The 24,616-nt window shown below is 75.0% G+C and carries 18 protein-coding genes; 5 read left to right on the top strand and 13 right to left on the bottom strand.

What is annotated here, in order from left to right; all coding sequences use genetic code 11:
• Position 1: 1 nt before the first annotated feature.
• From ABTX81_RS33695 to ABTX81_RS33680, 4 genes are read right to left on the bottom strand one after another with little or no spacing between them, the layout of a single operon-like run.
• Positions 2-541 (bottom strand): gluconokinase, encoded by a 540-nt coding sequence (locus ABTX81_RS33695; protein WP_350553611.1) that lies wholly within the window; start codon positions 539-541, stop codon positions 2-4.
• A gap of 10 nt (positions 542-551) precedes the next feature.
• The gene (locus tag ABTX81_RS33690) at positions 552-1,919 is read right to left on the bottom strand and encodes a glucose-6-phosphate dehydrogenase (protein ID WP_350553609.1); all 1,368 of its coding nucleotides are present in this window, start codon (positions 1,917-1,919) and stop codon (positions 552-554) included.
• On the bottom strand, positions 1,916-3,745 hold the full coding sequence (locus ABTX81_RS33685; RefSeq protein WP_350553607.1) for a glycoside hydrolase family 15 protein: 1,830 nt from the start codon (positions 3,743-3,745) through the stop codon (positions 1,916-1,918). Before ABTX81_RS33685 ends, ABTX81_RS33690 begins: the two co-directional genes overlap by 4 nt.
• Positions 3,746-3,788: 43 nt before the next feature.
• Positions 3,789-4,061, bottom strand: coding sequence for an MDR/zinc-dependent alcohol dehydrogenase-like family protein (locus ABTX81_RS33680; RefSeq protein WP_350553605.1), 273 nt, complete (start codon positions 4,059-4,061; stop codon positions 3,789-3,791).
• A 180-nt stretch (positions 4,062-4,241) separates the two neighbouring features.
• Between ABTX81_RS33680 and ABTX81_RS33675 the strand changes: the two genes are divergently transcribed.
• Positions 4,242-5,276, top strand: coding sequence for a lactonase family protein (locus ABTX81_RS33675; RefSeq protein ID WP_350553651.1), 1,035 nt, complete (start codon positions 4,242-4,244; stop codon positions 5,274-5,276).
• Between the two features lie 26 nt (positions 5,277-5,302).
• On the opposite strand, the gene ABTX81_RS33670 is transcribed toward ABTX81_RS33675, so the two are convergent.
• The 3 genes from ABTX81_RS33670 to ABTX81_RS33660 all read right to left on the bottom strand — a co-directional run bounded on the left by ABTX81_RS33670 (position 5,303) and on the right by ABTX81_RS33660 (position 8,241).
• Positions 5,303-5,752: a universal stress protein gene (locus ABTX81_RS33670; RefSeq protein WP_350553603.1), complete on the bottom strand. Its 450-nt coding sequence runs from the start codon at positions 5,750-5,752 to the stop codon at positions 5,303-5,305.
• 133 nt (positions 5,753-5,885) lie between these two features.
• The gene (locus ABTX81_RS33665) at positions 5,886-6,713 is read right to left on the bottom strand and encodes an SAM-dependent methyltransferase (RefSeq protein ID WP_350553601.1); all 828 of its coding nucleotides are present in this window, start codon (positions 6,711-6,713) and stop codon (positions 5,886-5,888) included.
• 142 nt (positions 6,714-6,855) lie between these two features.
• A complete protein-coding gene (locus tag ABTX81_RS33660; protein ID WP_350553599.1) occupies positions 6,856-8,241 on the bottom strand; it encodes a carotenoid oxygenase family protein in 1,386 nt (461 codons plus the stop codon).
• 78 nt (positions 8,242-8,319) lie between these two features.
• On the opposite strand from ABTX81_RS33660, the gene ABTX81_RS33655 reads away from it, so the two are divergent.
• Positions 8,320-8,961, top strand: coding sequence for a TetR/AcrR family transcriptional regulator (locus ABTX81_RS33655; RefSeq protein ID WP_350553597.1), 642 nt, complete (start codon positions 8,320-8,322; stop codon positions 8,959-8,961).
• Between the two features lie 24 nt (positions 8,962-8,985).
• Here the strand turns inward: ABTX81_RS33655 and ABTX81_RS33650 are convergent, their stop codons facing one another.
• Positions 8,986-9,948 carry a hypothetical protein gene (locus ABTX81_RS33650; protein ID WP_350553595.1) on the bottom strand — a complete coding sequence of 321 codons (963 nt, stop codon included), beginning with the start codon at positions 9,946-9,948 and terminating at the stop codon, positions 8,986-8,988.
• 219 nt (positions 9,949-10,167) lie between these two features.
• Here ABTX81_RS33650 and ABTX81_RS33645 point away from each other — a divergent pair, with 219 nt between their 5' ends.
• Together ABTX81_RS33645 and ABTX81_RS33640 are read left to right on the top strand one after the other, a co-directional pair.
• Positions 10,168-11,151 (top strand): DUF1702 family protein, encoded by a 984-nt coding sequence (locus ABTX81_RS33645; protein WP_350553593.1) that lies wholly within the window; start codon positions 10,168-10,170, stop codon positions 11,149-11,151.
• A gap of 122 nt (positions 11,152-11,273) precedes the next feature.
• Positions 11,274-12,566, top strand: coding sequence for a cytochrome P450 (locus tag ABTX81_RS33640; protein WP_350553649.1), 1,293 nt, complete (start codon positions 11,274-11,276; stop codon positions 12,564-12,566).
• Between the two features lie 174 nt (positions 12,567-12,740).
• Here the strand turns inward: ABTX81_RS33640 and ABTX81_RS33635 are convergent, their stop codons facing one another.
• Genes ABTX81_RS33635 through ABTX81_RS33615 form a run of 5 tightly spaced genes read right to left on the bottom strand, consistent with a single transcriptional unit; the run spans position 12,741 to position 22,651 of the window.
• Positions 12,741-13,310 carry a flavin reductase family protein gene (locus ABTX81_RS33635; RefSeq protein ID WP_502892916.1) on the bottom strand — a complete coding sequence of 190 codons (570 nt, stop codon included), beginning with the start codon at positions 13,308-13,310 and terminating at the stop codon, positions 12,741-12,743.
• 5 nt (positions 13,311-13,315) lie between these two features.
• The gene (locus tag ABTX81_RS33630) at positions 13,316-13,786 is read right to left on the bottom strand and encodes an acyl-CoA thioesterase (RefSeq protein WP_350553647.1); all 471 of its coding nucleotides are present in this window, start codon (positions 13,784-13,786) and stop codon (positions 13,316-13,318) included.
• 2 nt (positions 13,787-13,788) lie between these two features.
• Entirely contained in the window at positions 13,789-19,665 is a 5,877-nt protein-coding gene (locus tag ABTX81_RS33625; protein ID WP_350553589.1) for a type I polyketide synthase, read from the bottom strand.
• Positions 19,662-20,675, bottom strand: coding sequence for an enediyne biosynthesis protein (locus tag ABTX81_RS33620; protein ID WP_350553587.1), 1,014 nt, complete (start codon positions 20,673-20,675; stop codon positions 19,662-19,664). The genes ABTX81_RS33625 and ABTX81_RS33620 overlap by 4 nt, the downstream gene beginning before the upstream one ends.
• Complete coding sequence (locus ABTX81_RS33615) at positions 20,672-22,651, bottom strand: CRTAC1 family protein (protein WP_502892915.1); 1,980 nt, start codon at positions 22,649-22,651, stop codon at positions 20,672-20,674. Before ABTX81_RS33615 ends, ABTX81_RS33620 begins: the two co-directional genes overlap by 4 nt.
• 270 nt (positions 22,652-22,921) lie before the next feature.
• Here ABTX81_RS33615 and ABTX81_RS33610 point away from each other — a divergent pair, with 270 nt between their 5' ends.
• A complete protein-coding gene (locus ABTX81_RS33610; RefSeq protein ID WP_350553583.1) occupies positions 22,922-24,466 on the top strand; it encodes a GMC family oxidoreductase in 1,545 nt (514 codons plus the stop codon).
• Positions 24,467-24,616: the final 150 nt, after the last annotated feature.

Below are 24,616 nucleotides of genomic sequence, written 5' to 3'. Positions count from 1 at the left end.
CTCACTCCCCCGGAGGGCGCGGCAGCAGCCCCGCCGCCGCGTCGGCGATCGCCGCGGGGCCCGGCCCGACGTGCAGGGTGGCGCCCCGCTCGTCCGGTTCCAGCGGTTCGAGGGTGGCGAGCTGCGAGTCGAGCAGCGACCCCGGCATGAAGTGGCCCGAGCGGCGGCCGATCCGCTCGGCCAGCAGGTCGTGGCCGGCCGTCAGGTGCAGGAAGAACGCGCCGGGGCAGGCCGCCCGCAGGATGTCGCGGTAGCGCCGCTTCAGCGCGGAGCAGGCGACCACGCAGCCGGTGCCGGCCGCGTCGCGCTCGTGCAGCCAGCGGCCGACCGCCTCCAGCCAGGGCCGGCGCACCGTGTCGTCGAGCGGGACGCCGGCCGCCATCCGGGCGATGTCGGCCGGCCGGTGGAAGTCGTCCGCGTCCGCGAACGGGACGTCCAGCCGTTCGGCGAGCAGCCGGGCCACCGTGGTCTTGCCGGTGCCGGAGACCCCGATGACCACGACGCACGGGGCCCGGTGCCCGCCGGGGGCGCTCTCCTCCATCGCGCCGCGCCTACGGGTACCGCGGGGCCGGTCCCTGCGAGCCGGCCGGGTACTCCTCCAGCGGCACCACGTCCCGCTCCCATGCCGACAGCACGGGTTCGAGCACCCGCCACGCCAGCTCCGCCTCGTCGCCGCGGATGGACAGCGCCGGGTCGCCGGTGAGCACGTCCAGCAGCAGCCGGCCGTAGGCGGGCAGCTCCGCGGGGTCCATCCGCGCGGTGAGCGAGAGCGGGGCCAGCTCGTGGGCCCGCGCGCCGATCCCGGTCAGGTCCAGGGCCAGCCCCTCCGGTTCGAGCGCGAAGCGCAGCACATTGGGCCGGGCCTCGTTGCCGTGGCCGAACGGCAGGTGGGGCACCGGGCGGAAGTGCACCGCGACCTCCTTGCGGTCCGCGCCGAGCGCCTTGCCGCTGCGCAGCCGGAACCGGGTGCCGGCCCAGCGCCAGCTGTCCAGTTCGAGCTCCACCTCGGCGAAGGTCTCGGTGCGCCGCCGCGGATCGACCCCCTCCTCGTCGGCGTAGGCGGGCACCACCCGGTCGCCGACCTTCCCCGGCAGGTAGCGGGCGCGGCGGGTGCGGTGCAGCACGTCGTTCTCGGTCAGCGGCCGCACCGAGCGCAGCACGTCCACCTTGCGGTCGCGCAGGTCGCGCTCGCCGAGGGTGAGCGGCGGCTCCATGGCCACCAGGCAGAGCAGTTGCAGCAGGTGGTTCTGGATCATGTCCTTGAGCGCGCCGACGCGGTCGTAGTAGCCGGCCCGGCCCTCCAGGGCGAGGGTCTCGTCCCAGACGATGTCGACCTCGGAGATGTGGGTGCTGTTCCAGATCGGCTCCAGCACGCGGTTGGCCAGCCGGCTGCCGAGGACGTTCTGGACGGTCGTCATGGCCAGGAAGTGGTCCACCCGGAACACCGCCCGCTCCGGGACCAGGTCGGCCAGCAACCGGTTCAACTCCCGGGCGCCGGCGAGGTCCTCGCCGAACGGCTTCTCCAGCACGATCCGGCTGCCGGCGGGCAGGCCGGCCCGGTGCAGGGCGCCGACCACGGTGGGGAACAGCGCCGGGGGCAGGGCGAGGTAGACGGCGACCGGGCCCTCCCCGGCGACGACCGCGGCGACGTCGGCGGGGTCGGTGACGTCGGCCCGCCGGTAGTGGGCCGAGGCGGTGACCGCCGCCTTGGCGTCGGCCGGGCAGTCCTCGCCGTGGCGGTCGAGCTGGACGGCCGCCCACTCCCGGTACCGCTCGGTGGACCAGTCCTCCCGGCTGGCGCCGGTCAGGCTCAGCCGCTCGCCCAGGTGTCCGCCGGCCCGCAGCGCGGCCAGCGCCGGCAGCAGGAAGCGCGCGGTGAGGTCGCCGGTCGCGCCGAAGACGGCGAGCCGCTCGATCATCGCCGCACCCCCGCCCGCGCCCGGGCCAGGTTCACGCCGCTGGCGGTGATCCCGATGTGGCTGAACGCCTGGGGGAAGTTGCCCATGAACTCTCCTGTGGACGGGTTGATCTGCTCCGACATCAGCCCCAGCGGGCTGGCCCGGGAGCACAGCGAGGCGTACAGCTCCTCGGCCTCCTCCATCCGGCCCTGGCCGATGAGGTTGTCGACCAGCCAGAAGCTGCACAGCACGAACGCGCCCTCGTCGCCGGCCAGGCCGTCGGGGGACTCCTCGTGCAGGTAGCGGTGGAGCAGCCCGCCGCCGGCGGACAGCCGTTCGGCGACGGCGGTGGCGGTGGCCACCATCCGCGGGTGGTCGACCGGCACCACGTGGCGCAGCGGGAGCGCGAGCAGGCTGGCGTCCAGGACGCCGCCGCCGTCCAGGTGGGCGCTGAGGGTGTTGGCGTCCTCGTCCCAGGACTGCTCCAGGATGAGCCGGCTCAGGTGGTCGGCCGAGGCGCGCCAGCGGGCGGTCCTGATCGGCAGGCCGAGCCGTCCGCCGATCTGGGCGGCGCGGTCCAGGGCCACCTGGCAGAGCCCGGCCGAGTAGGTGAACACCCGGCCCGCGCTGCGCACCTCCCAGATGCCCTGGTCGGGTTCGCGCCAGGCCTGCTCGGCGGCGTCGGCGAGGCTGGCCAGGCCGGCCCAGAGGGCGGGCTGGATCTCGCCGCCGGCGCGCAGCCACTGGTCGGCGCAGTCCAGGATCTCGCCGTAGACGTCGTGCTGGCGCTGGTCGGCGGCGCCGTTGCCCCAGCGCACCGGGGCGGAGCGCTGGTAGCCCTCCAGTTCGGCGTCCTCGGTCTCGTCGGGGACGGGGCCGCCGCGCAGGTCGTACATGATGCGGGGGCGGCCGCTGTCCTCGAAGGCGTCGAGCACCCAGCCGAGGAAGGCGTCGGCCTCGCCGCGGAAGCCGATCCGGCGCAGCGCGAAGACGGCGAACGCGGCGTCGCGGATCCAGCTGTAGCGGTAGTCCCAGTTGCGGATGCCGCCGATCGGGGCGGGCAGCGAGGAGGTGGGCGCGGCGACCAGTGAGCCGTTGGCCCAGTCGTCGCAGAGCTTCAGGGTGACGGCGGCGCGCCGGACCAGGGGCTCCTGGGGGCCGTCGTAGGCGAAGTGGCGCATCCAGCGGCGCCAGGCGTCGGCGGTGCCGGTCAGCATGGCGTCGGTGTCGACCCGGTGGTGGCGGTGGAAGCGGCCCCAGGAGAGCACCAGGTCGAGCCGGTCGCCCTGGCGCAGCTCGTGGGTGCTGTGCAGGCCTTCGAGGGGGCGGTTGGAGCGCAGGTGCAGCCGCAGGCCGGGGCGGCGCAGCGGGCGCACCTCCAGTCCGCTGAACAGCGCCCTGGTCCGGGCACCGCCGCGCGGCTCCAGTTCCGCCCGCAGCCGGACGCGGCCGTCCAGCACCACGGCGGAGCGCACGAGTTCGGAGCGGGCGGCGGGGGCGTTGTCGGTGAGGTCGGCGCCGGAGCGCAGCGCCAGCGCGTCGGTGACGCGGACCAGGCCGGTGCGGCTGCGCAGTTCGGTGACCAGGACGCCGGTGTCCGGCTCGTAGCGCTGCCGGGCCTCGACCAGGTCCTCCGGCGCCAGGGTGAAGTGCCCGCCCCGGGTGCGGTCCAGCAGGCCGCAGAACAGGGGTTCGGCGTCGAACCGGGGCAGGCAGAGCCACGGGATGGAACCGTCCAGGCCGACCAGGGCGGCGGTGGTGCCGTCCCCGATGAGGCCGAGGTCCTCCAGCGGCAGGTAGCCCTGCCGCCGGCGGACCGGCCGGAACGGTGGATCGGGGTCGTGCATGCCGCCTCGCTTCCGCAGGGCCGGAGAACGGGATGAGGTGCGGTCAGAAGGCGATCAGCACCTTCAGCACGTCCTCCAGCTTCTTGTCCGCGACCTCGAAGGCCCGTTCCATCTCGTCGAAGCGGAACTCGTGGGTCGTCATGTAGGTGGGGTCGAGGCGCTTGCGCTCCAGCACCCGCAGCAGCCGCTCCATGCGCAGCCGGCCGCCGGGGCAGAGCCCGGTGGTGATGGACTTGTCGGCCGTGCCGACGCCCCATTCAGCCCCTCCCCGCCCGGGCGGCGGCGGTCGGCCGGCCGCCCGGGCCGCTGCTCCCACCGTCGCCGCAACCGGGCCGGAGCGCGACCCGGCCGCCGCGGCGGCGGTGCGTTCCGGTGAAATCCGCGGGCCGCCCGGGGCGGCCGCTCCCGCGCCGACCGGGGCGGCGGGGCCGCCTGCTAGCGTCGGACCGCTTGCGGCGGACCGGGGACGACGGAGGGTGCTGTGGAGGACAAGGACATGGGGCGGGCCTTCATCGGGTCGTTCACCTCGGCGGGCGGACGCGGGATCGTGGTGGCGGCGGTGGACCCGGACACCGGGGCGCTGACCGAGACCGGCGCGGTCGACACCGTCCCCAACCCGTCCTACCTCGCCCTCGGGCGGGCGGACGGCGGCCCGGTGCTCTACGCCGTCTCGGAGACGCTGCCGGGCGCGGTCGCCGCGTACGACCTCGCCGGCCCGCTGCCGCGCCCGCTCGGCGCCCCGGTGCCGGTGCGCGGCGACGAGCCCACCCACCTCGCCCTCACCCAGGGCCATCTGCTCACCGCCAACTACGGGTCCGGCAGCGTCACCGTGCTGCCGCTCGCCGCCGACGGCGTCCCGCAGGCGCCGAGCGACGTCCTGAAGCACGAGGGCAGCGGCCCGCACCTCGACCGCCAGCGCGCCCCGCACGCCCACCAGGTGCTCGCCGACCCGTCCGGACGCTGGGTGCTCGGTGTGGACCTCGGCACCGACGCGGTGCGGATCTGCGCCCTGGACCCGGCGACCGGCGCGCTCACGCCGGCGCGCCGCCTCGCGCTGCCGCCCGGCACCGGCCCTCGGCACCTCGCCTTCCACCCCTCGGGGCGGTACGCGTACGTGCTCGGCGAGCTGCGCCCGGCCGTGACCGTCTGCCGCTGGGACGCGGCGGCCGGGGTGCTGGAGGCGGTCGGCGAGGCCCCGCTGTTCCCCGGCGGCCCCGAGGGCGCGGTCCTCCCCTCGGCCCCGGTGGTCTCCCGCGACGGGCGCTTCCTGTGGGTGGCGGTGCGCGGCAGCGACACCGTCGCCGTGCTGGCGCTCGACGCGGACGGCGAGCGGGCGCGGGCGGTGGCCTCGGTGCCGTGCGGGGGCGAGTGGCCGCGCGACCTCGTCCTCGACCCGTCGGGCACCCGCCTCTACGCGGCGAACGAGCGCTCGGGGGACGTCACCTGGTTCGACCTGGACGGCGACACCGGCCTGCCCCGCCGCGCGGGCTCGCTGCCCGTCCCGGCGGCGTCCACCGTCCTGTTCGGCTGACGACCCGCCGTCGGCCGCGGTACCCCTCAGTCGCGGTACACCAGGACCGGGCAGCTCGCGTGCCGGGTGCAGTGCTGGGCCACCGAGCCCAGCAGCATCCCGGAGAAGCCGCCGAGCCCCCGGCTGCCGACCACCAGCAAGGAGGCGTCCCGGGAGGCGTCGATCAGCGCGCCGGCCGGGGAGCCGTAGCGGGCCTCGATCCGCACCTCCACCGGCGGCTGCGGCCCGAGTGCCTCCGCCACGGCCCGGGCGGCCTCCCGGCGCGCCTTGCCCGCCAGCTCCGTCTCGTCGGTGCTCGCCGGCGGGAACCAGCCGCGCGCGCCGTGGAAGGTCGGGTACTCCCAGGCGATCACCGCCTCCACCACGCCGCCGGTGAGCGCCGCCTGCCGCGCCGCCCAGCGCAGCGCCTGCTTCGACGGCTCCGACCCGTCCACCCCGACCACGATGCGGCCGGTCCCTCCGCCCTGCTCCGCCATGCCCGCTCCTCGCCTCGGCTCCCCCAGCCCCCACCCCACCCTCGCGCCGGCCACCCCTCCCCCGCAGTCCGGCAGAGCCGGACGGGGGCGGCGGTCACGCTGCGCGACCGGGGCCGGGTGGCCGCCGGCCCGGTCAGGCCTTGTGGGCCAGCCCGCACCACGCCGGCAGCGGCCGCGGTCCCGCCGCGCCGGGCTCCGGCCGCCAGTCGGGCAGCTCGGCCAGGCCGGGCTCGACCGGCTCCAGGCCGGCGAAGCAGAGGTCGGCGGTCTCCTGCCTGGTCCGGCGCACCACCGGCTCCCCCCACGGCCGCTCCAGCAGGTCGAAGGCCGCGCCCGTCACGGCGTCCTCGTCCGCGCCGGCCCGGGCGGGCTGGGAGAAGGCGACATGACTGCCCGGCGGGACGGCGTCCACGATGCGCTTCAGCAGCCCGGCGGGGCCCTGGTCGTCCGGGACGTACTGCAGGATGCCGAAGAGGATCACGCCGACCGGCCGCTCGAAGTCCAGCACGGACCGCGCCGCGTCGAGGATCCGGTCGATCTCCCGCAGGTCGCCGTGCAGGTAGCGGACCTCGTCCCTGGGCAGGCCGGCCAGCAGCCGGCGGGCGTGCGCCACCACGACCGAGTCGTTGTCCACGTACACGGTCCTGGCGTCCGGGACGATCCTCCGCGCCGCCTCGTGGGTGTTGTCCATGGTGGGCAGGCCGCTGCCGATGTCGAGGAACTGCCGGACACCGGCCTCGGCGGCCAGGTAGCGGACCATCCGGACCAGCGCGCCGCGCGCCGCCCGGACGTCCACCCGGACGTCGCCGCCTCGCCGGGCGGCCGACGCGTGCTCGGCGGCGGCCCGGTCGGCCGGGTAGTTGGCGGTGCCGCCGAGCAGCAGGTCGAGCACCCGGGAGACGTGCGGCACCTCGGGGTCGACCCCCGCGATGAGCCCGGACAACGCGTGTGCTGAAGTCATCGCCGCTCCTTCCGAAGGGCCGCGCCCGGAAGGCGTGGAGCCGGCTCCCGGTGTACGGCGGACGCTGGAAAGAGTGTTCCAGCGGGGCCGCCCGGGGCTTACTCCGAACGTGCCCGGTTCCCGGCGGAGCGTCGGTTCCCGTTCACCGTCCGGCGGGCACCCACTGCGCGTGGAAGCCGTGCGGCACCCGGACCGGCAGCGGCACCACCGCGACCGGCGGGCCGGTGAAGTCCGCGGTGTCCAGGACGACCAGTTCACCGCGGTCCGTGGCGGGGTCGTGCACCAGGGTCAGCAGCCAGCCGTCGGCCTCGGGGGCCGACGCGTCGCGCGGCACGAAGACGGCCTCGCCGCCCTGCCGTCCGCCGCCGAAGGCGTGCCGGTCGGTGCGGCCGGTGGCCAGGTCGTGCCGCAGCAGCGCGGGGCCGCACAGCGCCGCGCCCCGGCCGGGGACGAGTTCGACGGTGAAGGCGTAGCGGTACGGCAGGCCGGTGCGGCGCTCGTCGATGCGGGGGAACTCCTGGACCCGGCCGTCGAGCCGGCGTTCGAGCACGGCGCCCTCGCGGGGGTCGAGGATCCACCGCCACAGGGTGGGCGCGGACTCGCTGGGGTGCAGCCGGTCGCGGTCGAAGGCCCGTTCGTGGCGGATCACGTCGACGGTGATCCGGCCGTCGGCGTCCTCGAAGGCGTTGACGGGGTGGAAGACGAAGCAGGGCGGGACGTCGAGCCACAGGGCGGTGGCCCCCGGCCGGTCGCGGGGGACGATGCCGATCCGGGCGTCGCGGTCGGGCTGCCAGCTGTAGGGCACCGGCGAGCCGGCCCGGGCCTCGGCGGGGTCGTGGGCGACCGGCAGGTCGAACAGGACGGCGTGGCGCTCGGTGAGCGCGAAGGCGTGCATCCAGGGGCGGCCCTTGACCGGCACCGGCAGCGCTTCGCGGACCCGGCCCTCGACGTCGACGGTGAGCAGGACGGCCTCGTCCCCGGCCGGGTCGACGGTGACGGCGTACAGCTCGCCGGTCACCGGGTCGGTGAGCGGGTGGGCGCAGAAGCCGCCGGGCAGGGTGGCGTCGAAGTCGGTGCGGGCCAGGGTGCGCAGGGCGGGGTCGAGGACGAGCGGCAGGGCGCCGCCGTCGGTGACGGCCAGGGTGCGGCCGGCGTGGTGGACCAGGTTGGCGTTGACGTTGTCGTCGAAGCCGCGGCGCGGCCCGGGGGTGGGCAGTTCGCCGAGTTCGCGGCTGACGGCGTCGGTGCGCAGCCAGCGGTTGCGGTACCAGTGGGCGCGCCCGCCGCCCAGCCGCAGGCCGTGCACCATGCCGGCGCCGGCGAAGGCGTGCCGCACGGCGGGGTCGTGGTCGCCCCGGGCGTTGGGGCCGATCCGCAGGAAGGTGCCGTCCAGCTGCGGCGGCAGGACGCCGAGGACGGTCGGATCGGTGTGCTCGGTCTCGGCGGGCACCGGCCGGTAGCCGCGTCCGAGCAGGTGCGTCGTGCTGGACAGATGACTCGTTGACGTGTGACCCGTGGCGCGAGGCATGGCCGCCCCTCCATCGATAGCACCGTTATATAACGCTGTCATTGATGAGAGTCACAGGCGGCTGACATACTGTCAAGGGTGAGTCCACGGAAAGTCGACCCGAATCTCAGGGCCCAGCTGATCGAGGCGGCCGCGAAGCTGCTCAGCGAGGAGGGGCCGGCCGCGCTGTCCACCCGCAAACTGGCGGCCACCGTGGGCACCTCGACCATGGCGGTCTACACGCACTTCGGCGGCATGGACGACCTGGTGCGGGCGATGGTCCGCGAGGGCTTCACCCTGCTCAACCGGCGGCTGGAGGCGGTCCGCGAGAGCGACGACCCGGTCTGCGACGTGGTCGCGCTCGGCTGGGCGTACCGGGCCAACGCCCGCGAGCACCGGCACCTCTACCACGTGATGTTCGGCGGCTCCGGCCTCAGCGGCTTCTCGCTCACCGACGACGACCGGCAGCACGGCCGCTACACCCTGGACGCCCTCGTCGGGGCGGTCAAGCGCTGCGTGGCCGCCGAGCGCTTCCTGCCCTCCGATCCGGAACTGGTGGCCCACCAGCTCTGGATCGCCCTGCACGGCCTGGTCACGCTCGACCTCGGCGGCTATCTGATCGAGCCGCTCACCGCGGACGTCTGCTTCGAGGCCCAGGTGTGCGGCATGATCCTCGGCGCCGGCGACGACCCGGAGCGCGCCCGGCAGTCCGTGGCCCGGGCGGCGCAGCGGCGGGTCTGAGCGGGCCCGGCCCGCCCGTCCGCGTCAGCTCCCCGGCCACCAGAGGACGCCGAACTCGCCGGGCAGCCGGACGTCCCAGTAGGCCACCGTGAACGCGCCCGTCAGCAGGAAGGCGAACGCGGTCAGCGACGCCCCCCGGCCGGGCGCGGTGGCCAGCCAACGCTGCACGGGCGCGCCGAGGACGCTGGACAGCACCAGCAGCAGCAGCGCCGCCACCAGGACGCCGCCGATCGACTGGAGCGAGAACGCCACCGCCCCGTACAGCGGCGCGCGCTCCAGGGCCGCCTGCCGGAACAGGGCGCGGAACAGCGGGTGCGGGCGGCCGGCCAGGAGGGCTCCGGCCAGGGCGCCGAGCAGCACCAGCGGGGCGTTCGGGTACCGCCGGGCCACCCCCGCCAGCGGGTCGGGCAGCACCCCGGCGGCGGCCAGCCCGATCACCAGCGCCACCAGGCCGATCACCCCGAACACCGCCATCGCCTCGACGAGCCCCGGCGGGAGGGTCCCGGGGGCGGAACCCGCCGAGAACTGCGGCATCCGGGTGCCGAACAGGCCGACCAGCGCCCCGTAGCCGGCCGAGACCGGCAGCATGCCGGCCGCCAGCCAGACCAGCGGGTAGAGCGTGTGCGCCGGCCGCGGGCGGCTGGTCAGGCTCATCCGCCCGAGCAGCGGCCCCACCACGCCGAACACCGCGACATTGCCGGCGGTGAACGACCCGGCCAGGCCGGAGAGGAAGGCGAACAGCACCCCGGCGACGGCCCCGTGCGGCGGCGTGCTCCCGGCTCCGTGCCCGAGCAGCCGGTCGAGGGCGGGCACGGCGTTCCCGCCGTCCGCCGGCGCCGACGCCCAGAGCCAGGCCAGCAGCAGCCCGCCGAGCAGGGCCGGCACCACCACCAGGGCCCGGCGGCGCGGGAACAGGCCGTCGACGAACAACGAGGTGGCGCGCGGCGGCGCCTTCACCGTCCAGCCCGTGGTGGTGGTCTCAGTCATCCGGGTTCCCCTCAACTCACCGAGCCGCCCCCCGCGGGCACTCCCGGAACACCCGTTACCCAGCCGTAACATGACAGATTGTCAGGTCAGCCGGGCCCGGTTGGCTTCTTCCGTGTTGCCCGGCATCGGCACGGTGGGAGTAGTCCCGCGTGCCGGGGCGCCCAAGCATGGATCCGGAGAGCCGCGGCCATCCGGGCGCGCGGCGGGCGGGAGGCAGTGATGAGCGGGAGCTGGCGGGCGGTCAGACGCCGTCTGTTGACGCCGAGCCACAACGAGACGAAGCTCTCGACCCGGGGCTTCCATGTGAAGAGCCCCGAGGCGCGGGAGAACCTGGAGACCGTCGGCGGCACCTTCCTCGACGGCTACGCGATCGCCGTCGAGGCCCCCGACCAGGACGCGGCGCACCTGCGGCTGGAGCGGATACCGGTGCGCTACCGGGGCTTCGCCTACGAGGGCGCGGCGATGGGCCTGGCCATGCTGGACGGCCTGCCGGTGCCCGGCCGCGGCCGGGTGGCGGAGTTCCTGGCCGGCCACGGGGCGCCGCACAGCTACATGGTGCACGTCGGGGTCGGCTGGGCGATGGCCCGGCTGCCCCGCTTCCGCTGGGCGGCCGTCGCGCCCGCCGACCCGCTGCTGCGCTGGCTCGCGCTGGACGGGTACGGCTTCCACCAGGCGTACTTCCGCACCGCGCGGTACGTGCACGGGCACCACCGGGAGAGCGCCTTCCCCTGGCCCGGCGACGAGACCCGGCGCTACGCCGGGCGCGCCATCGACCAGGGCATCGGCCGGGCCCTGTGGTTCATCGGCGGCACCGACCCGGCCGTGGTCGCCGACCTGGTCGACGGCTACCAGGCCGACCGCCGCGCCGACCTGTGGGCGGGGGTCGGCCTGGCCACCTGCTACGCCGGCGGCGCCACCGAGGCCGAACTCGACCTGCTGCTGGAGCGGGTCGGCGCGCACCGGCCCGAGTTCTCCCAGGGCGTGGCCTTCGCCGCCACCGCCCGGGTGGAGGCCGGACTGCTCACCGAGCACTCCGAGACGGCGGTCCGGCGGCTCTGCGGCCTCACCCCCGGACAGGCCGCCGAGGTGTGCGCGCTGGCCCGGCCGCTGCCCGTCGTCGACGGGGAGCTGACGGCCTACGAGACCTGGCGGCAGCGGATCGCCGAACGGATCACCAGCGGCGCGCCCGGGGCCCGCGCGTGACCGCCGCCGAACCCACCGGCCCGGCCGCCGGACGCGCCCCGGCCGCCGCCCGGCCGCGCGGCGGCCCGCCCCGCCGGCCCCCCGGCCCGTCCCGCGCCGCCACCCCGGTCCTGCTGGCCCGGATGGCCGCCGACCGGCTGGCGGTGATGACCGGGGCCGCGGCCGCCTACGGCGACGCGGTGCGGCTGCCGCTCGGCCCCAAGACGCTCTACTTCTTCAACCACCCCGACCACGTCCGCCGGGTGCTCACCGACAACAGCGCCAACTACCACAAGGGCATCGGCCTGGTGCACGCCCGGCGCGCCCTCGGCGACGGGCTGCTGACCAGCGAGGGCGAGCGGTGGCGCGCCCAGCGCAAGGTGATCCAGCCGGTGTTCCAGGCCCGCCGGATCTCCCGGCAGACCACGGCGATCGCCGAGGAGGCGGCGCTGCTCGCCGACCGGCTGCGCCGCTCGGCGGGCACCGGCCCGGTGGACATCCGCCAGGAGATGACCACGCTCACCCTCGGCGTGCTCGGCCGCTCGCTGCTGGACGCCGACCTCGGCGCCTACGAGTCGATCGGCGAGGCCTTCGAGGTCGTCCAGGACCAGGCCATCTTCGAGATGATGAGCCTCGGTTCGGTGCCCTCCTGGGTGCCGCTGCCGCTCCAGCTCAGGTTCCGCAGGGCGCGCGCCGAGCTGGACCGGATCGTCGCCGCGCTCGACCGCGAACGGCGCCGCCACCCGGCGTCCGACGGGACCCGCGACGACGTGCTGTCCCGGCTGATCGACGCCACCGCCGAGGAGCGCGACCCCCGGGCCCGGCAGGACCGGATGCGCGACGAGCTGGTCACCCTGCTGCTCGCCGGGCACGACACCACGGCCAGCACCCTCGGCTGGGCGCTGTACCTCCTCGACCGGCACCCCGAGATCGGGGACCGGGTCCGCGCGGAGGTCGACGACGTCCTCGGCGACCGGCTGCCGGCCTTCGAGGACGTGCACCGGCTCGGCTACACCTCCGCCGTGCTCCAGGAGGTGATGCGCCTCTACCCGGCGGTCTGGCTGCTGCCCCGCAAGGCGCTCGCCGAGGACGAGATCGGCGGCTACCGGGTACCGGCCGGCGCCGACGTCGTCCTGTGCCCGTACACCCTGCACCGGCACCCGGACTTCTGGGACGACCCCGAGCGCTTCGACCCCGGGCGCTTCGCCAAGGGCCGCGCGGCGGGCCGCCACCGCTACGCCTACGTGCCGTTCGGCGCCGGCCCCCGGGTCTGCGTGGGCAGCGGTCTGGGGATGCTGGAGGCGACCGTCGTGCTCGCCGTCCTGCTGCGCCGGCTGCGGCTGTCCGTCCCGCCCGGCCACCGGGTGCGGGCCGAGCCGATGCTGACCCTGCGGATCAGGGGCGGGCTGCCGATGACCGTGCGACCGCGCGACTGACCGAACCACCCCCATCTGAGGTCCGGGCCCGCGGGGGCCCGGACCTCACGCGTTTCCCCGCCCGCCCGCGCCGGCCTCACGCGCCGACGCCCGGCCGGGAGGATCCCGGCCGGGCGTCGGTACGAGCGGTACGAGCGGTACGAGCGGTGCGAGCGGTGCGGTCGGTGCTGCCGGTCAGCCGGCGAGCCCGGCGAAGGCGCCGCCGTGGAACAGCAGCGGGTCCGCGCCGGCGGAGCGGCCCGCGCCCAGGACCGAGCCGATGAAGATGGTGTGGTCACCCCCCTCGTGGACGGCGCTGAGCCGGCACTCCAGCCACGCCTGGACGCGGTCCAGCACGGGCGCCCCGGTGTGCCGGCCCGGCGCGTGGTCGATCCCCTCGAACTCCCGTGCCCCGCGCGGACGTCCGTGGTCGGCGAAGTGCCGGGCCACCCACTCCTGGTCGCGGGCCAGCACCGACACCGCGAACGCCCCCTCGGCCAGCACGGCCTGGTGGACGGCCGCCGACTTCACCACGCAGACCAGCACCTGCGCCGGGTCGAGCGAGACGGAGGTGAAGGAGTTGGCCGTCATGCCGCACGGGGTGTCGCGCCCCGCGGTCAGCACGGTCACCCCGGTGGCGAAGCGCCCCAGTACCCCGCGCAGCGCGCGGCGGTCGCGGAGGTCCGCCTCGGGGGCCTCCGCCGGCAGCGGGGGCAGGTGGAACGAGCCGGGCAGCGGTGCGGAGGCGGAGGGGAAGGTGGACATGGCGATCACCCCACGGTGGTGGTGCCGGTCAGGGAGGGCGCCGTCGCGGCGACGGCGTAGGGCGCCAGGGCGAGCCGCAGCGGCTCGGGCACCCTGGTCGGACGGGTGTCGGTGTTGGGGCCGCGCATGCAGGCGACCCGCTGCTGCCCGCGCGCGACCAGGTACTCGCCGCCGTCCGCGGCCAGCCGGACGTAGTCGAAGGTGAAGGCCACCTGGGTCTGGGTGAGGTCCGCCAGCCGCATCCGGATGGACAGCTCGTCGAAGGCGGTGATCTCGGCGAAGAACTCGCAGTCCACCTTGAGGGTGAACAGCTTGAGGTCGGCGCGGATGTCGGCGAGCACCGCGGGGGCCTTCTCCAGGAGGAACATCTCCCGGCACCGGCCCTGCCAGCGCAGGTAGTTGACGTAGTAGACGTTGCCGACCAGGTTGGTCTCCTCGAAGCCCACCAGGTGGCGGTACTCGTAGTAGTCCGGCACGCTCACCGGGCACCTCCGGTCAGGACGGTGAAGGCCACCGGATCGGCCACGCCGTCCAGGGCGGTCACGAAGCTCACGATCCGGTGCGCGCCGCCGCGCAGCGCCACCCAGCCGGCCGGGAGCCCGGAGGCGTCCTCCAGGCTGAGCGCCGCCACCGCGTGGCCCGCCTTGCGCAGGGTCTCCACCGCGCCCCACACCCGGGTCGCGGCCGTGCTCAGCGGCTCGCCGCGCTCGGCGGCCAGCAGCGCGGCCAGCGCCGTGCCGTCCTCGCCCAGCAGGCCCTGCCACTCCTCGGCGGTCCGCTCGACGGCCGTCTCGACGTCGCAGCCGACGGCCTCGTCGGCGACCACCGTGAAGGTGACGCCCGCCGCGTGCGAGGAGGAGATCCGCCGCCCGCCGGCCAGTTCGGGCCGTCCGTCGGGGCGGTGGCGCACCTCGGTGGCGCGCCCGAGCGCCCAGCCCGCCGCCTCGGCGGTGCGCCGGCGCCGGTCGGCGACCGAGGCCCCCGAGCGCTCGCCGCCGGGCAGCACCACGCACCGCACGGGGTGGCCGAGCGCCGCCTCGACGCGCCGCTCCAGGAAGGGGCCGAGCAGGGCGGGCAGCCACGGCCCGGCGCCGTCCTGCTTGCGCACCGCCCGCAGCAGCAGGCCCTCCCAGCGCTCGACCGGCAGGCCCGCCTCGTCGCGGACCTCCAGGTCGTAGAGGTAGCTGTCGCCGTCCCGGGAGCGCTCGCGGGCGTCCAGGACCAGTCGGCGCGCGGTGCGCGCGGCGTCGGCGTCGGCCAGCCGCAGCCGCTCGACGCTGACCGGCAGCAGGGTGGCCTCGGGGACGCACGCCTGGATGGAGTGCATCAGCGCGTCGCGGGTGCCCGGGTCGGCCAGCAGCAGCTCGCCGGGGTGGTAGCCGGCGAACCAGTCGGAGCGCGGGGTGTCGTCGATCTCGGCCAGGCAGTGCCGGGCCGCGAGGTCCCGGTAGCCGAGCAGCCGCCGGAAGCGGTCGCCCTGGAACAGCACCGGCCCGTAGAGCTCGCCGGGCGACAGCGGCACCCTCGGTACGTCCTCGGCGAGCGGCCGCGGCTCGCCGCCGGGCGGGGCGGCGCCGAAGCGCAGGGTGGCCCGGAAGTGGTCGGCCTGGAAGCCGGTCTCGCCGCTGCGCAGCACCGCCTCGACGGTGTCGGGCCCGGTGGCGAGAACGGCGGTGCGCAGGGTCGTCGCGCCGTCCACCGGGACGACGATCGGCCGCAGGAAGCGCAGGTCCTCCAGCACCGGGACACCCCGGTGGCCGGTCAGCGCCGTGGCCGCCTGGGTCATCGCCTCCATGCCGAGGACAGCGGGGAAGAGCAGGTCGCCGTCCAGCAGGTGGTCGGGCAGATAGCGGTCGCCGCCGCCGGTGAGCTCGGCGTCCACCACCAGTTCGATCCCGGGGTAGTGCACCTGGGGGCGCTCCAGGAAGCGCAGCAGCGGCAGTTCGCGCTGCTCCAGGTTGATCGTCGGCAGGCCGCCGGCCCGGCCCATCACCACCAGCGCCGGGGCGGTGCCGGGCGTGGCGAGCAGCCGGCCGAGCAGGGCCACGCCGTCCTCGGTGGGGATCGGCTCGATGCCCTCGCGGACCAGGGCCTCCAGCACGCCCAGCCGCTCGCCCATGCCGGAACCCGACCAGACCGACCACTCCAGGGCCAGGCAGCGGCAGTCGGGGTAGTCCCGCTGGAAGCGCGTGGTCAGCTCGGTGAGCCAGTCGTTGGCGGTGGCGTAGTCCGCCTCGCCGCGCAGTCCGGCCCGGCCGATGATGCTGCCGAAGGTGACGAACAGCCGCAGCGCCGCCGGGTCGACCGCGGCGAGCACGTGCTCCACGCCGTCGATCTTGGTGGCCAGGGTGCGGCGGAACGAGGACTCGTCGAGGGTGGCGAGCGACTGCGGCTCGTTGCGCCCGGCGCCGTGCAGCAGGCCGGTGACCGGGCCGAGCACCTGGGTGATCTCGGAGACGGCGGCCTTGACCTGGTCGGCGGAGGTGACGTCGGCCCGGGCGTAGTGCACCCGGACGCCGGCCTCGGCCATCCGCACCAGGTTGTCGGCCAGTTCGGTGTCCTCGGCGGGGTCGGAGCGGCCCATCAGGCCGATCGCCGCGCCGTTCTGCCCCGCCAGCGCGATGGCGCACTCGGCGGTGATGCCCTTGCCGCCGCCGGTGACCAGCAGCACGTCCTGCGGGCCGAGCGCCTGGTGGCCGGGGTCCGGGTCGAGGTCGACGGCGCGCAGCACGGGCACCCGCCGGGTGCCGTCGGCGTCGTAGTGCACCTCGCTGAAGCCGGTGGTGGCCGCCGCGTCGGCCGCGACCCGGGCGGCGATCCGCTCGGCCTCCTCGGCCGACGGGTCGTCCGGGACCGGCAGGGTGACGACGGTGACCGGGATGTCGGGGGCCTCCAGGTGCAGGGTCTTGGCCAGGCCGGCCGCTCCCCTGCGGTCGCCGACCGCGACCAGCCTGGTGCCGGCGGCGCGCCGGGCCGGGTCGAGCGCGGCGCGGGCGGCCGCCAGCATCAGGCCGAGGTGGCGCTGGTCGCAGTCGCGGGGCAGGGCGAGCAGCACGCCGCCGCCGGGACCGTGGGCGCCGAGCCGCTCGGCCAGCGGCCCGGACAGCGGGTGCCGGTCGGAGGCGAAGACCTCCCAGTCGCCGCCCGGGCCCGCCGCCGGGGCCGGCGCCGGGGCCTCGGTCAGGTCGACCAGGAACGGGCGCACCCAGGGCGCGACGCCAGCGGCGGCGGTCGAGCGGCCACCGGGGTCCGCCGAGTCCTCGGCCAACTCGTCGAGCAGTTCGGCGAGCTGGCCGATGGTCGAGGTGGCGAAGGCGGTGGTGACCATCGGGGCGCCGATGCCCAGCTCCTGGGCGGCCTGGTTCATGATCTGGCCGACCGTGATGGAGCTGAGGTGCAGTTCGTCCAGCGGGTTGGCCGACGGGTCGACGGTCTCGACCGGCAGCTCGGCCCGCTCGGCGGCCAGCCGGATCAGCACCTCCAGGCTGGAGGCGCCGCCCGGCGCGGCGGCCTCGGCGGCGGGCGCGGCGGAGTGGGTGACCGGCTGCTGCGGCACGGCCCGCCCGGCGCTCTCCAGGACGAAGTCCTCGCCGCCCGTCTCGCACGGGCTGGCGAAGAAGCGGAACTCCTTGTCCAGCGGCAGCGGCCGGGTGAAGCGGTCGGCGAACAGCTGCTCGTGGCGGACCGGCGCGCCCATCGTCCAGGCGGCGGCGACCGTGCCCAGCAGCCCGGCCAGCGACAGCGCGTCGGTCTCGGTGGCGATCGCGGGCACGGTGGGGAGGATCTCGCCGGCCAGCGAGCTGAGGATCCGGCCGGGTCCGACCTCGATCAGCAGGTCCACCTGCCCGGCCATCGCCCCGACCGCCTCGGTGAACCGCACCGGCTGGACGACCTGGCGGGTCAGCAGGTCCACCACGTCGGTGTCGGCGGGCAGCAGGGCGCCGGTGACGGTGGAGACCAGGCCCTCGCCGACCGGGGCGAACCGCTCCCGCGCCAGGTGCTCGGCCAGCCCGGCCGCGGCCGGGGCGACGGCCGGCGAGTGGAAGGCGTGCGAGACGTCGACCCGGCCGACGCCCACGCCCTGGGCCGCCGCCAGCGCGCAGACCCGCTCGACGGCGGCGACCGGCCCGGAGACCACGGTCTGCCGCGGCCCGTTGTGGCCGGCGATCACCACCGGCTCGCCGGTGATCAGCGCCTCGGCGAGCGCCGGGGTGGTGGCGAGCGCCGCCATGGTGCCGCCGCCGTCGCCGGCGTCGGCCATGATCCGGCCCCGGGCGCCCGCCGCGCTCAGCACGGTCGGCTCGTCCATCGCACCCGCCCAGTGCAGGGCGGTCAGCTCGCCGAGGCTGTGCCCGGTGGCCCGGACGGCCCGGACGCCGAGCAGGTCCAGCACCCGCAGTCCCGCCACCGAGGAGGCGACGATCCGCGGCTGGGCGACGTCGGTGGCGACCTGGTCGCCGCCGGCGGGCAGCGCCAGCCGGTCGTACAGCTCCTCGACGGCGGCGAAGCGGCGGCGCAGCGCCCCGCCGTCGCCGCGCCGGCCGGCGCCCTGGCCGGGGAACAGGAAGCCGATCCGGGGCTCCCGGCCGGCGCCGCCCAGGAAGACGCCCTGGGCGGGGTTGAGCGCGGAGCGCACCCCGGAGTCCAGCAGGCCGGCCAGCGCGGTCAGCCGCTCGACGGCCTGCTCGGGCGAGCCGGCCAGCACCGCGGCGCGCAGCGGCCGGCCGGCCAGGTCGCCCTCCAGCGTGGCGGCCAGGTCGCCGAGTTCGGCGTATGACAGCTGGGCGCAGAACCCGGCCAGCCCGGTCGCCTTGGCGTGCAGCTCGGCCGGGTCGGCGCCGTCCAGCAGGAACAGCTCGGTGTCCTGGCGGGAGGCGACCAGCCGGCGGGCGACGGCGGGCACGTCGGTGCGCAGGACGCCGTCGGCGTGCTCGACCACGAGGTGCGCGTTGATGCCGCCGAAGCCCATGGAGGAGATGCCGGCCCGGATCGGCGCGCCCTTCGGCCACAGCTCGGCCCGGTCGGGGACGCGCATCGCCGGGGCGGGGCCGGTGAGTTCGGGGTGCGGGTCGAGGTGGCTGGTGGCGGGCGGGATCACCTGGTGGCGGACCGCCAGGATCGCCTTGAGCAGCCCGGCGACGCCGGCCGCGGCCTTGGTGTGGCCGAAGTTGCCCTTGACGGTGCCGAGCGCGGCCGGCGTCTCGGCCCCGGCGGCCCGGCGGGCCTCGGAGAACGCCCGCAGCTCGGTGGCGTCGCCGACGGCGGTGCCGGTGCCGTGCCCCTCGAAGTAGCCGACCGTCTCGATGCCGAAGCCGGCCGAGCGGTAGGCGCGGGCCAGGGCGAGCCGGTGGCCGCCGGCCTCGGGCCGGGTGATGCCGCCCTTGCCGTCGGAGGAGTAGCCCCAGCCGGGGATGGTGGCGTAGCGGAACCGGCCCTGGGCGCGGGCGTCCTCGTCGCGCATCAGGACGACCATGCCGCAGCCCTCGCCGGGCCAGAAGCCGTTGGAGCCCTTGTCGTACACGCGCATCTCGCCGGTGGCCAGCGCCCCGGTCTTGGCGAAGCCGATCACCTCGAACGGGTCGATGCTCAGGTCCACACCGCCGGCCACCGCGACGTCCATCCGGCCGTCGACCAGGGCGTCGCAGGCGGTGGAGACGGACAGCAGGGAGGAGGAGCAGGCGCCGTCGACGGTGAAGCCGCCGCCCTTGAAGTCGAAGTGGTTGCAGATCCGGCCGGCGATGGTGTTGGCCAGGCCGCCGGCCAGGGTGTCCTCGCCGATCGGCGGGAAGGCGCTCTTGTAGCGGCCCTCCAGGCCGTCCAGGAAGTCGCCCAGCGCGGCGTCGTCCCAGCCCTGGTCGCGCAGCGCGGCGCCCACCGTGCGGCGCACGTACGGCCAGCGCAGGCGCATCAGGTTGGCCCGGCTGAACTCGCCGGTGAGGGTGTTGCCGATGATGACGCCGGTGTTGGCGCCCTCCAGGCCCTCGCCGAACGGGAAGCCGGCGTCCTCCAGGGCGCGGGCGGCGGTGTCCAGGGCGAGCCAGTGGGTCATGTCGGTGGCCCGGAAGGTGCTGCCCGCGACGCGGTGGCGGACCCGGTCGAACTCGAAGCCCTCGATCACGGCGGCCTTGGCGCTGTAGAAGCGGTCGGGCGCGGCGGGGTCGGGGTCGTAGTAGTCCTCGGCGCGCATCCGCACGTCGGGCAGCCGGCGGAAGGCCCGGCGGCCCGCCAGCACGTTCTGCCACAGCTGCTCGGGGCTTTCGGCGTCGGGGTAGCGGCAGGCCATGCCGACCACCGCGATCCGCCCGCGGCCCGCCGGGTCGTCGGCCGGGGCCGGTCGGAGCCGGTGCGCGCTCACGCCGCCACCGCCTCGTTGCCGGCGGGCCGGCCGGGTGCGGCCGTCCGGGCGGACGGGGCCTCGACGGCGCCCGCCCGCTTCCCCTTGTTCCGGAAGTGCGCCACCCACCAGCCGGCGCCGCGCAGGCCGCAGACGACCGTGGTGGCGAAGAACAGGGTGTAGACGACGTTGAAGAGCATCAGCACGCCGTAGACCATGGCCACCGAGGCACCGAACATGAACTGGTTGCGCCCCTTGGTCGGGGTGGTGCCCGGGTCGGTGATCATGTAGTTGGTGTAGAGCACGAAGGCGACGCCGCTCATCGGGCCCAGGGCGGAGAAGATCGCCACGTCCCAGATCCAGTGGCGCAGCAGCGCCTGGATGACGAAGCCGCCGAGCCAGCCGACGATCAGCGGGACGCGCTTGGTGAGCATCGCGTTGATGACGGTGCCGGCGGTGGCGATGATCAGCGGGATGGCGACCCGGAAGAAGGTGTTGGCGTTCTCGGTGAACTCGTACGGCGGGGCGATGCTGACCCAGGAGCCGAACAGCACCAGCACCATGGTGATGCCGAAGTTCGACGGGTTCATGAAGTGCCGCATCCGGCCGTACACCGGGGCCTGCAGGACGTGCTTGGCGGCGACGCCGATGAACACGGCGAGCAGGATCGGCATCAGCCGGTCGTTCGCGTAGAGCAGCATGTTCGCCGCGAGGGCGGTGATGTGGGAGGGCAGCAGGAACTCGTAGACGCCGCGGAAGCCCCGGCCCATGAAGCGCGGGGTGCGCTCCTGCGCCCAGGCGCTGATCAGCTCCAGGACGACCTCGACCACGTAGCCGAACGGCGCGCAGATCAGCGGCCAGAGCCAGGGCTGCTCGAAGCCGAGCAGGGTGTAGCCGAAGATGTTGAAGACGGACATGGAGATCGCGAAGTTGCGCAGGGCGAGATAGCGCGGGTCGCGGTTGGCCGGCTTCTTCTCGGGGCGGGGGCGGACGGCCTGGGCCGCCACCCCGGAGATCTCGGTCGCGGTCATCGGGCCGGCACCTCCTGGATGTCGTCGGTCAGCATGAGCGAGTGGCTTCCGGCGGTCAGCTGCTGCGTCTTGGTGTGCAGGCCGCCCTTCGCGTCGCGCCAGGTGAAGTCGGCGGTGACCGGGCCGGAGTGGTCACCGAGACCGAAGCGGACCTCGAAGCTGCGGAAGCCGCCGTGGCCGCCGCCGCCGTCGAGCTGGCCGACCTGCTTGCCGTCGGGGGTGGTGATGGTGACGGTGGCGCCGTAGGCGGGCGCGCCGGTGGCGGCCAGGCCCTGGCCGGCGGTGGCGCCCTCGGACGGCCGGTAGAGGTTCAGCGTCAGGTGGTTGCCGAGGTCCGGGGCCTGGTTGGCGTAGAAGGCCGGCGGGCCCCACTGGCGGGCGATCGCGAAGTCGAGGGCGCCGCGGCCGGTGGTGTCGGCGGTGGCGATGCCGCGGGTGGGGATCGGCACGTCGAGGCCGAGCTGCTTGGTGATGTTGGCGTACTTGCCGCTCGCGGTGCGGGCGTAGAAGGCCATCGGCTCGTCGCCGGCCAGGTCGTCGCCGGGGCCGACGTTGGGCCACATCGCCGGGTTGGAGAGCAGGTTGTCGTTGGTCATGGCCATCTCCTGCAGCCACGGCCAGCGGTCGATGTCGCCCTTGACGAAGCCGACGGCCTGCAGGATGTTCTGCTCGCCGCTGTTGAGGAAGTCGCCCATCTTGGCGTCCCAGCCCCAGCCGGTCCAGGCGACGCCGTTGTCGGCGGCCTCCTGGGTGAACGGGGCGACGCCGGCGGCCAGCTTCTCCTTGGCCTCGGCCTGGTCGGCGGCCCGGTTGATCCAGAGGAAGTTGCTCTCCTCCAGGCCCCAGGCCACGGTGATGTTGCTGACCATCATGTCGAAGCTGCCGTTGCCGTCCACGTCGCCGAAGTCGACGCCCATGCCCTTGAAGGAGCCCTTGCCGAGCACGAAGGACTTCGGGGTGGTCGGGGTACGCTCGCCGGTCGCCTCGCTGAAGCGGATCCGGCCGGGCGTCGATTCGTTGTGCAGCAGGTGGCCGTGGCCGAAGTCGTTGGCGATGTAGACCTCCGGCAGCCCGGAGCCGGTCAGGTCCGCGCCGGAGATGGCCAGCGTCCAGCCGGTGGAGGCGTCGAACGGGATGGCGTCCTTCTCCTCGACGAAGGCGACCTCCGGCTGGTCGCCGGTGGTCGAGGAGTGGTAGCGCAGCACGTGGTCGCCGCCGGCGTTCTTCGCGCTGGACAGCGAGTCGTTCATCTGGACGTTGCGGATCCCGTGCGGGTCGAGCACGTCGGAGTCCGGGAAGTAGTTGCCGATGATGATCGACGGGTGGCCGCTGCCGTCCAGGTCGGCGACGTACGCGGCGTCGGTGTTCCAGCGCGGCCCGTGGTAGCGGCCGTCGAGGCTCTGCGAGGGGACGACCTCGCGCGGCACGTACGCCTCGGGGGACGGTGTCGCCGCGCCGGACTTCGCCATGAACAGCACCGGGGTGCGGCCCCAGTAGGTGACCAGGAAGTCGTTGCGGCCGTCGCCGTTGAAGTCGCCCGGCGTGCAGCCGGTGGGCGCCATGGTGTCGTCCATCGGCAGCGGCTCGCCGTCCAGGACGAACGGGGTGAACCGGTCGGCCTCGGGGGCGGTCGGGGTGTAGGTGACGACGACGGAGTCGGTGCGGGTGTCCACGATGCACATGCCGTCGGCGCGGCCGTGGCCGGTGACGTCGTTGATCGCGATGCTGGCGCCGACCGAGGAGATCCACGCACGGATCTTCTGGTACGCCGGATTCACCTCGCGGATCGTCTTCATCGGCCGGGATTCATAGCCCGGCGGCATTGCGATCGGCATCTCCTTGAAGCGGTACGCCGCTGCCGCGTCGTCACCGCCGGCGACCGCCACCGATGAACGGATGACGAAGAACATCGAGGCGGCCACCAATACGGTGACCAATCCGGGTACGAGTCTGCGGAATCGTCGTCGGTACGACATCCCAATTCCTTCCCGCTGGCGACGATGAATTGACGGTCCGGGCGGTCACGGAAGAATTCGGGCGACCGCCCCGGACCTGACACAGGATGTCCCGGGCCGGTAAAACCTGCTTCTCTGACGTTGCCGGGGTTCGGTCGGCGAACCGGACGGGCAGTACGGAATTCCCGGTCCGGCCGGCTGAGCAGTCTCGGAGAAGTCCGCGCGCACAACCGCTGGAAAACTCGGGTGAGATCGGCCCCTTCGAATCCCCCGTCTGGCGAGGTTCAATCCATGGTGCACACGTATGACGTGATAGTCGTCGGGTCCGGCTCCGCCGGAGCGGCGCTCGCGGCCCGGTTGAGCGAGGACCCGGGCCGTTCCGTGCTCCTCGTCGAGGCCGGCCCGGACTATCCCGACCCGGCCGGCATTCCGCACGACATCACCGACGGCAACGCGATGTCGCTCAGCTCGCACGACTGGCGCTTCCGCGCGGAGATCATGGACGGGCGGCGGATCATCTTCCCGCGCGGCAGGATCACCGGCGGCTCGTCCGCGGTCGGCGCGACCATCGCGCTGCGCGGCGTCCCGGAGAACTTCGACCACTGGGCCGCGCAGAACCCGGCGTGGTCCTACGACCAGGTCCTGCCGTACTACCGGCGGCTGGAGGACGACCTGGACTTCGAGGACCGGTACCACGGCAAGGGCGGCCCGGTGCCGGTCCGCCGCTTCCGGCCCGAGGAGATGACGCCGCTGCAGGCCGCCTTCACCGAGGCGAGCCTGGCGGCCGGCTTCCCCGAGGTCGCCGACCACAACCACCCCGAGGCGACGGGCATCGGCCCGATCCCGTCCACCCGCCGCGACCCGCGCTTCCGGGTCTCCACCGCGATGGCGTACCTCACCCCCGGCGTCCGCTCCCGCCCCAACCTGACCGTGCTCGGCGCCACCCTGGTGCACGAGGTGCTGTTCGACGGCGACCGCGCCACCGGCGTGCTGGCCTCGACCGACGGCCGGGTGCCGGAGGAGCTCCGGGCGCGCACCGTGGTGCTGTCCGCCGGCGCCGTCAACTCCCCCACGCTGCTGATGCGTTCGGGCATCGGCCCGGCGGACGACCTGGCCCGGCTCGGCATCGGCGTGCGGCTCGACCGCCCCGGCGTCGGCGCCCACCTGATGGACCACCCGCGCACCGGCGTCTTCCTGCGGCCCAAGGGCGGCGTGGTGGACTCCGGCGTGCCGTTCCTGCAGTCGATGGTGCGCACCACCGCCAAGGGCTCCACCGCCTTCAACGACATGCAGTACTACATGGTCAACCACTTCGACCTGACGCTCTTCCCCGAGCTCCAGATGCTGGCCGGCGCGCCGATGATCTTCGGTGTGATGGTGGTGGACCAGCAGCCGGAGTCGGTGGGCCGGCTGCGGCTGGCCTCCGCCGACCCGGCCGCCGGGCCCGACATCCAGCTGGACTTCCTCTCCACCGAGCGGGACCTGGAGAAGATGGTCGAGGGCGTCCGCACCTGCTGGGAGCTGGCCAACCACCCCGGGATCGCCTCGCAGGGCGACGGCTTCATCGTGCTGAGCGACCGGCTGGTCGAGAAGGACGCGATGGTCGAGCAGTACGTCAGGACCAGCCTGGACAGCGGCTACCACCCGGTCGGCACGGCCCGGATGGGCACCGCCGACGACGAGGGCGCGGTGGTGGACGAGCGGCTGCGGGTGCACGGCGTGGAGGGCCTGTACGTGGCCGACGCCTCCGTCATGCCGAGCATCGTCAACTGCAACACCAACCTCACCTCGATCATGATCGGCGAGCGGCTGGCGGACTGGCTGCGCGCCGGCTGACCCGCCCGCTCCCCCCGCCGCCTCCCCGCGGCCCGACGGCCGCCCCGCGCACCGGGGCGGCCGTCGGCGCGTCCGGGGCCGGCCCATCCAGGGCAATCTGAGAGACGAGAACGCCGCCGCATTCCTGCCACCATGGGGAAAACCACGCCG

The sequence above is a fragment of the Kitasatospora sp. NPDC097605 genome, from assembly GCF_040302725.1.
GTDB lineage: Bacteria > Actinomycetota > Actinomycetes > Streptomycetales > Streptomycetaceae > Kitasatospora.
Note: the sequence above shows the minus strand (reverse complement) of the source record. Positions and strands in the feature narration are given on the sequence as shown.

Excerpts from the sequence above, each read along its gene's own strand:
- ABTX81_RS33665 (WP_350553601.1), bottom strand. The coding sequence starts at position 6,713 with ATGACTTCAGCACACGCGTTGTCCGGGCTCATCGCGGGGGTCGACCCC.
- ABTX81_RS33620 (WP_350553587.1), bottom strand. The coding sequence starts at position 20,675 with ATGACCGCGACCGAGATCTCCGGGGTGGCGGCCCAGGCCGTCCGCCCC.
- ABTX81_RS33615 (WP_502892915.1), bottom strand. The coding sequence starts at position 22,651 with ATGTCGTACCGACGACGATTCCGCAGACTCGTACCCGGATTGGTCACC.
- ABTX81_RS33690 (WP_350553609.1), bottom strand. The coding sequence starts at position 1,919 with ATGATCGAGCGGCTCGCCGTCTTCGGCGCGACCGGCGACCTCACCGCG.
- ABTX81_RS33650 (WP_350553595.1), bottom strand. The coding sequence starts at position 9,948 with ATGACTGAGACCACCACCACGGGCTGGACGGTGAAGGCGCCGCCGCGC.
- ABTX81_RS33685 (WP_350553607.1), bottom strand. The coding sequence starts at position 3,745 with ATGCACGACCCCGATCCACCGTTCCGGCCGGTCCGCCGGCGGCAGGGC.
- ABTX81_RS33695 (WP_350553611.1), bottom strand. The coding sequence starts at position 541 with ATGGAGGAGAGCGCCCCCGGCGGGCACCGGGCCCCGTGCGTCGTGGTC.
- ABTX81_RS33660 (WP_350553599.1), bottom strand. The coding sequence starts at position 8,241 with ATGCCTCGCGCCACGGGTCACACGTCAACGAGTCATCTGTCCAGCACG.
- ABTX81_RS33675 (WP_350553651.1), top strand. The coding sequence starts at position 4,242 with ATGGGGCGGGCCTTCATCGGGTCGTTCACCTCGGCGGGCGGACGCGGG.
- ABTX81_RS33610 (WP_350553583.1), top strand. The coding sequence starts at position 22,922 with ATGGTGCACACGTATGACGTGATAGTCGTCGGGTCCGGCTCCGCCGGA.
- ABTX81_RS33645 (WP_350553593.1), top strand. The coding sequence starts at position 10,168 with ATGAGCGGGAGCTGGCGGGCGGTCAGACGCCGTCTGTTGACGCCGAGC.
- ABTX81_RS33635 (WP_502892916.1), bottom strand. The coding sequence starts at position 13,310 with ATGTCCACCTTCCCCTCCGCCTCCGCACCGCTGCCCGGCTCGTTCCAC.
- ABTX81_RS33670 (WP_350553603.1), bottom strand. The coding sequence starts at position 5,752 with ATGGCGGAGCAGGGCGGAGGGACCGGCCGCATCGTGGTCGGGGTGGAC.
- ABTX81_RS33640 (WP_350553649.1), top strand. The coding sequence starts at position 11,274 with ATGGCCGCCGACCGGCTGGCGGTGATGACCGGGGCCGCGGCCGCCTAC.